This window comes from Gallibacterium genomosp. 1 (genome assembly GCF_000771875.1).
Taxonomy (GTDB): domain Bacteria; phylum Pseudomonadota; class Gammaproteobacteria; order Enterobacterales; family Pasteurellaceae; genus Gallibacterium.
Window position 1 is genome coordinate 1 of the sequence record NZ_JPXX01000050.1, and the last position, 5,784, is coordinate 5,784.

Sequence of the window (5,784 nt, forward strand, 5' to 3'; positions counted from 1 at the left end):
TGATGCGCTTGATGTGAATGAATTTCACCACGAACGAATCAATCATTCCGAGCTATTTGCGGTGAAACAAAATCATATTAATGGCATTGAAAATTTTTGGAATCAGGCGAAGCGGATACTGCGAAAATATAATGGAATTAACCGAAAAAACTTTCCTTTATTTGCAGAAGATCAGACTTGATCTGACAAATCACTATAAAAAGTGAGAGTTTCCCGTTTAGAATATGAGTGCAAAATTCAATCTAAACAAAAAAGGAAACTCTCATGTTTTATTCTAACAATCCACTTATTAAACACAAGATAGGTTTATTAAATTTAGCTGAAGAATTAGGTAATATTTCTCAAGCATGTAAAGTGATGGGATTGAGCCGAGATACGTTCTATCGTTATCAACAAGCCGTTGAACAAGGTGGTGTTGATGCGTTACTTAATCAAAATCGACGTGTGCCAAATCTGAAAAATCGGGTGGATGAAGCCGTTGAACAGGCTGTCGTGAAATTTGCCCTTGATAATCCAGCGTTTGGACAAGTCAGAGTAAGCAATGAACTTCGTAAACAAGGTATCTTTGTGTCAGCTGGCGGTGTACGTTCTATTTGGTTACGTCATCATCTAGCCAATTTTAAGCAGAGATTAATTGCCCTTGAGAAATTGGTTGTAGAGCAAGGCATTATTCTCAGTGAAGCCCAAGTACAAGCGCTAGAGCGTAAAAAAGAGGAAGAGATGGCGTGTGGAGAAATTGATACTGCACATCCCGGTTATTTGGGGTCACAAGATACATTCTACGTTGGACATATCAAAGGTGTGGGGAGAATTTACCAACAAACCTTTGTTGACACTTATAGTAAAGTAGCATTTGCCAAATTATATACAATGAAAACTGCTATCACCGCAGCAGATATCCTCAATGACAAAGTGTTACCTTATTTTGAAAGCCAAGGGTTGCCGCTATTACGCATCTTGACTGACCGTGGTAGTGAATATTGTGGCAAAGTGGAAAATCACGATTATGAGCTTTATTTAGCGATAAACGACATAGAACATAGCAAAACTAAGGTGAAGCATCCACAGACTAATGGTATCTGTGAACGCTTCCATAAGACTATCTTGCAAGAATTTTATCAAGTGGCATTTCGGAAGAAAATTTATCGGGATTTAGCCACATTGCAAGCAGACTTAGATGAGTGGTTGATGTATTATAACCATCATCGAACACATCAAGGGAAAATGTGCTGTGGAAGAACGCCAATAGCAACATTACTTGATGGAAAGCGTATTTGGGCAGAAAAGAATTTAAGCTCAAATTAATCTGACAGGCACGCTAATTTTAAACGGGGACTGTCAGATTAGGTTTGATCTTCTACAACTGAAGTTTAGAAATAAAAAATGGGGATAATCGGTTGAATATCCCCATTTTTCTTTATTTTTTAAACTCTACGTTCTTCTTTTCTCTTTCATCAACCACCAACGAAAAAACATCAGGACGACTATAATGCCCAGAAACATCAAAGTCATAGCGAGCTTTGACTATCTCATCTAAATCAATTTCTGCACTAATTAGTCCTACCTTATCTTTTAATGGACCTGCAATAATTTCACCCATTGGATTTACAATAACACTATTTCCGTGCATTAAAGGTAAATCAGTGTCCCATTGAGGCACCTCAATACCTAATTCTTTTGGCGATGGCTGTACTTGACAAGCACTAATAAGAAAACATCTTCCTTCATAAGCAATATGCTGCATTGATGTTCGCCAAATTTCCCTTGTATCAACTGTTGGTGCACACCAAATATCAATTCCTTTTGAATACATTGCCATTCTCAGTAGTGGCATATAATTTTCCCAACAAATTGCAGCACCTATTTTACCAGCTTCCGTATTGATAACAGGTAAAGTTGAGCCATCACCTTGTCCCCAAATTAAACGTTCTGTTGCTGTCGGCATTAATTTTCGGTGCTTAGCGACAAGCCCATTTTCGGGAGTAAAAAACAAGGCTGAGCAATAAAGACTGGTTTGACTTCGTTCAATAACACCTATAACAATATTTGCTCCTGTTCTTTGGGAGAGTAATGCTAATTCATCTGTTTCAACACCAGGAACATCAATTGCATTTTGATAATATTGTGCAAATTCATCTCGACCTTCGGGTAATCGATAGCCTAAGTAAGTACCAAAAGTTTTCCCTTTTGGATAACCACCTAAAAGCGCTTCTGGCATTACGACCAATTTTGCTCCTGAACGTTTAATCTCTTCTTCAAATGTAAGAATATTTGCTAATGTTTCCGCTTTACCTTTTTGAGATGAACCAATTTGTAATGCTGCGACGACTGTTTTTGTCATAATATAATTCTCCTATTGATAAATATAGCCAAGGGTGATAAGTAGAAATAATGCAACTAACCAACTAAACGCAATGTTTGGGCGTTGAAAACGGTTTGCTAACAATAATGAACTGCCTTGAACTACAGGTGTTACCGTAGATAATCCAGAAACAGGTCCACCAGTTAGAAAGTATTGACCTAAATTACCACCCGAAATGGCAGCTACAGCAGCTAACATTGGATGACCACCCGCTTTTAAAACAATATCAAGGAATGGCAGAATAATGGCTGCAGAGGCGGAATATGATTGAGTTATAATCCCTGTAAGTAATGAAATTCCGAACAATAATAAAATTGGTGCAGTGTCTAACCCAGGTTTAAGCCATTCAGATAATAATGCAGCAATACCAATATTATTAATCACTCCTGACATATATAAGAAACAGATTGTAGCAACGAGTGGAACAGCGATTTTTTGTACGCCATCTACCATTGCTTTCTCTCCCTCTGTAGGATTAATTTTGGCTAACAATATCGTAATTAGGCTAGCGAAGAAGCCAACAATGAAAATTGGCATTTTTAATACAAAGCCAATCACTAAAACAGCAAATGGAATGATTGCAGTGATCGACGATATATGACTTGAATGGCTTTCAAACTCTTTTAGAATTTTTTCCATTTCTTCAGCACTATATTTTTGTAGTGTGCCTGAAGCAATCACATCTTTATGCATTCGCCAATACGCAAGAACCATTACTGCAGCAGCTGTTATAGCACCATATACATTGACCATACCAAAACCGACACCAGTCATTGTAATGATAGCGACTTGTGTTGGGTGAGCGAAACCTGCGCCACAACCTAAAATATTAGCGTGTTGTAAAGCACCTGCGGCAGGATCAGGTTTTACGCCTAATTTTAATGCTGCGGGTCCAGCAATAACACCTGTAATAACCGCTTGTGTAAATCCCACCATCATTCCTATAAAACCAGCGGCAATACTTGCAGCAGTAATAATGCCAGGTCCACCACCAACATAATTACCTAATTTAATTACGTCTCGAATAATTACAGATAAAAAACCTGTTTTATGCATAATACCAATAAAGAGTAAAATCCCTGTCATATCAGCTAAAACAGGATTTAAACCATTAATAACTAATTTGGCAATACTTACACCTTCACCACCATAAAGAGGAATTCCTACGGTTAAAGCTGCGAGGGTAGAACCAATAATAGCGGTAAGATAGAGAGGTGTTCTTCCAATAACCATTAATATTAAGGTGATAAACATAATGGATTGGGCCATAATGATTGCAGACATATATCCTCCTAGAATGATTGATTAAGTGATTTGAAGTATTCTCTCTTTCATCAAGCATTTCTATAAAAATATTGACCATTAATTTCATTATATTGATAAATTATGCCATTAACATCATAATATAGTGAAAATCTATCAATATATTGATGATGGGAGAAAATATGACCGTTAAAGGAATGCAGATTGTAGATGTTAAAATTGACCGCTCTAATCAAGAACTTACTAACCACGGTGATTTTACTTTTCCACTCGCAGTTTATAAAAATACACTTTCTAAAAATTTACTAGGTTATGTAATTTGGCACTGGCACGATGAATACCAATTTTCATATGTCACGCAAGGTGAAATCTATTTTTATATTAATGATCAAACATTTATTTTAAAAGAAGGACAGGGGATCTTCATCAATACTGGTTGTATACATTCTATAAAGGCGGTAAATGATCCTGAAAGCACCTATGTTTGTATCAATATTGATAAGAAACTTTTCTCAAGCTTTAAAGGAAGTGTTATCGAACAAAAATATTTGAATACTTTAACTCAATCAGCTATTTTTCTTGATTTATCGGAAGAGTGGCATATTGAGTGTATCAATAAATTAAAAGATATTTACCAGTTCTATGTCGATAAATCATTTAGTTTTGAAATTGATATCTGTATTAACCTAATGCAAACCTTAGCACTTATTGTTAAGAATGCTTTAAACCCTATTTTGCTTACTACAATAGAAAGTAAAGATGAATATCAAAAGATCAAAAGAATTCTTTCTTTTCTTCATCAACATTATGCAGAAAAAATAACTTTAGAGCAGATTGCACAACATATTTTTCTCAATAAAAATGAGTGTTGCCGTTTATTTAAACGAAAAACAAAAATGACTATTTTTGAATATCTACTAGAACATAGGCTCAATAAAAGTATTGAATTATTAATTCACTCTGATAAAAGCATTAGTCAAATTGCAATTGATACAGGATTTAGTACAGTGAGTTATTATATTGATACATTTCATAAAAATGTAGGAATAACGCCTAATGAATATCGGAAAAGAGAATTAAAATAATGTATAGATTTATCTTCACTATATTTTTCTCGCTATGTATCTTACCACTTACCGAACTCCAAGCTCGCCAGTTGCAATGTAAAGTGGTAGGAATTAACGATGGCGATACTTTAATCTGTTTGCATAAGCGGACGCAGCTTAAAGTACGCCTGCAATATATTGATGCTCCCGAATCGGCTCAGCCTTTTGGTAATAGGGCGAAGCAATCATTAGCTCAACTGGCATTTAAAAAAGAGGTTGAACTTGAGATCACGGGCTATGATAAATATCAACGGCTGTTGGCAGTGGTTTATGATCAGACAGGTGAAAATCTTAACTTAATTCAAGTACAGCGAGGAATGGCGTGGGCGTATCGCCAAACGCAACCGATCTATCTGCAAGCTCAGCAACTCGCTCAACAGCAAAGAATAGGTTTATGGCAAGATAAAAATCCGATCAATCCTGCGGATTGGCGTGCAAGTAAGCGGTCAGATGAACATTCATTTTGGCAAAACTTCCTGCCTAAAGCACCGCTTGCAACTATAGATTGTAATGTAAAAAAAGTTGTAACGATCTTCCCGATTATGACACGGCGAAACGCTACTTTAAACAATGCCGTTGGCGAGAGCTAGATGGCAATAATGATGGTATCCCTTGTAATAAACTTTATCGACAGGCTCAGCGACAATGATTAATCATACTTTTCGTTCCTATTTTCCTTTTTTTCAAGACAATCCAGATGCGGTATATTTAGACACGGCTGCAACGACACTCAAACCGAAGGTGTTGATAGATGCAACGCTCAATTTTTATCGTTCATCGGGATCGGTTCACCGTAGTCAATATGATTTTCCTCAAACGCAACGTTATGAATTAGCAAGGGATTTAGTGGTAAAACGTTTTAATGTCGCCACACGAGATGCGGTGATCTGGACCAGTGGCACAACCCATTCACTTAATTTAAGGGGCTGTAGTAGATTAGCAACAATGCTATACTACAAAAATGAAGATAACATATTGTAAATTAAAGAAATCTATACAGAAAAAACTGCTTGAGTTTTTTGTCGCAGAAGTTACTGCAAGAACGGCAGCAAA

General features: G+C 36.4%; 4 protein-coding genes and 4 pseudogenes. 6 read left to right on the top strand and 2 right to left on the bottom strand.

Features of this window, described 5'->3' with window-relative positions; all coding sequences use genetic code 11:
- Both JP36_RS11080 and JP36_RS11085 read left to right on the top strand, forming a co-directional pair.
- Positions 1-181: pseudogene (locus tag JP36_RS11080) on the top strand (IS1595 family transposase); the annotation flags it as partial.
- A gap of 83 nt (positions 182-264) precedes the next feature.
- Entirely contained in the window at positions 265-1,305 is a 1,041-nt protein-coding gene (locus JP36_RS11085; protein ID WP_039134362.1) for an IS481 family transposase, read from the top strand.
- A 112-nt stretch (positions 1,306-1,417) separates the two neighbouring features.
- On the opposite strand, the gene JP36_RS11090 is transcribed toward JP36_RS11085, so the two are convergent.
- Positions 1,418-2,341 carry a carbon-nitrogen hydrolase family protein gene (locus tag JP36_RS11090; protein ID WP_039134359.1) on the bottom strand — a complete coding sequence of 308 codons (924 nt, stop codon included), beginning with the start codon at positions 2,339-2,341 and terminating at the stop codon, positions 1,418-1,420.
- 12 nt (positions 2,342-2,353) lie between these two features.
- A complete protein-coding gene (locus JP36_RS11095; protein WP_039174712.1) occupies positions 2,354-3,646 on the bottom strand; it encodes a citrate transporter in 1,293 nt (430 codons plus the stop codon).
- A 161-nt stretch (positions 3,647-3,807) separates the two neighbouring features.
- Here JP36_RS11095 and JP36_RS11100 point away from each other — a divergent pair, with 161 nt between their 5' ends.
- The 4 genes and pseudogenes from JP36_RS11100 to JP36_RS11585 all read left to right on the top strand — a co-directional run.
- Positions 3,808-4,710 (top strand): AraC family transcriptional regulator, encoded by a 903-nt coding sequence (locus JP36_RS11100; RefSeq protein ID WP_039134353.1) that lies wholly within the window; start codon positions 3,808-3,810, stop codon positions 4,708-4,710.
- Positions 4,701-5,380, top strand: a pseudogene (locus JP36_RS11105) (thermonuclease family protein). The gene JP36_RS11100 and the pseudogene JP36_RS11105 overlap by 10 nt, the downstream one beginning before the upstream one ends.
- Positions 5,377-5,652, top strand: a pseudogene (locus JP36_RS11110) (aminotransferase class V-fold PLP-dependent enzyme); the annotation flags it as partial. The pseudogenes JP36_RS11105 and JP36_RS11110, both read left to right, overlap by 4 nt.
- 40 nt (positions 5,653-5,692) lie before the next feature.
- Positions 5,693-5,784: pseudogene (locus JP36_RS11585) on the top strand (IS1595 family transposase); the annotation flags it as partial.

Bases quoted from the DNA above. Each gene is read 5' to 3' on its own strand.
- JP36_RS11085 (WP_039134362.1), top strand. From the start codon at position 265: ATGTTTTATTCTAACAATCCACTTATTAAACACAAGATAGGTTTATTA.
- JP36_RS11100 (WP_039134353.1), top strand. From the start codon at position 3,808: ATGACCGTTAAAGGAATGCAGATTGTAGATGTTAAAATTGACCGCTCT.
- JP36_RS11095 (WP_039174712.1), bottom strand. From the start codon at position 3,646: ATGTCTGCAATCATTATGGCCCAATCCATTATGTTTATCACCTTAATA.
- JP36_RS11090 (WP_039134359.1), bottom strand. From the start codon at position 2,341: ATGACAAAAACAGTCGTCGCAGCATTACAAATTGGTTCATCTCAAAAA.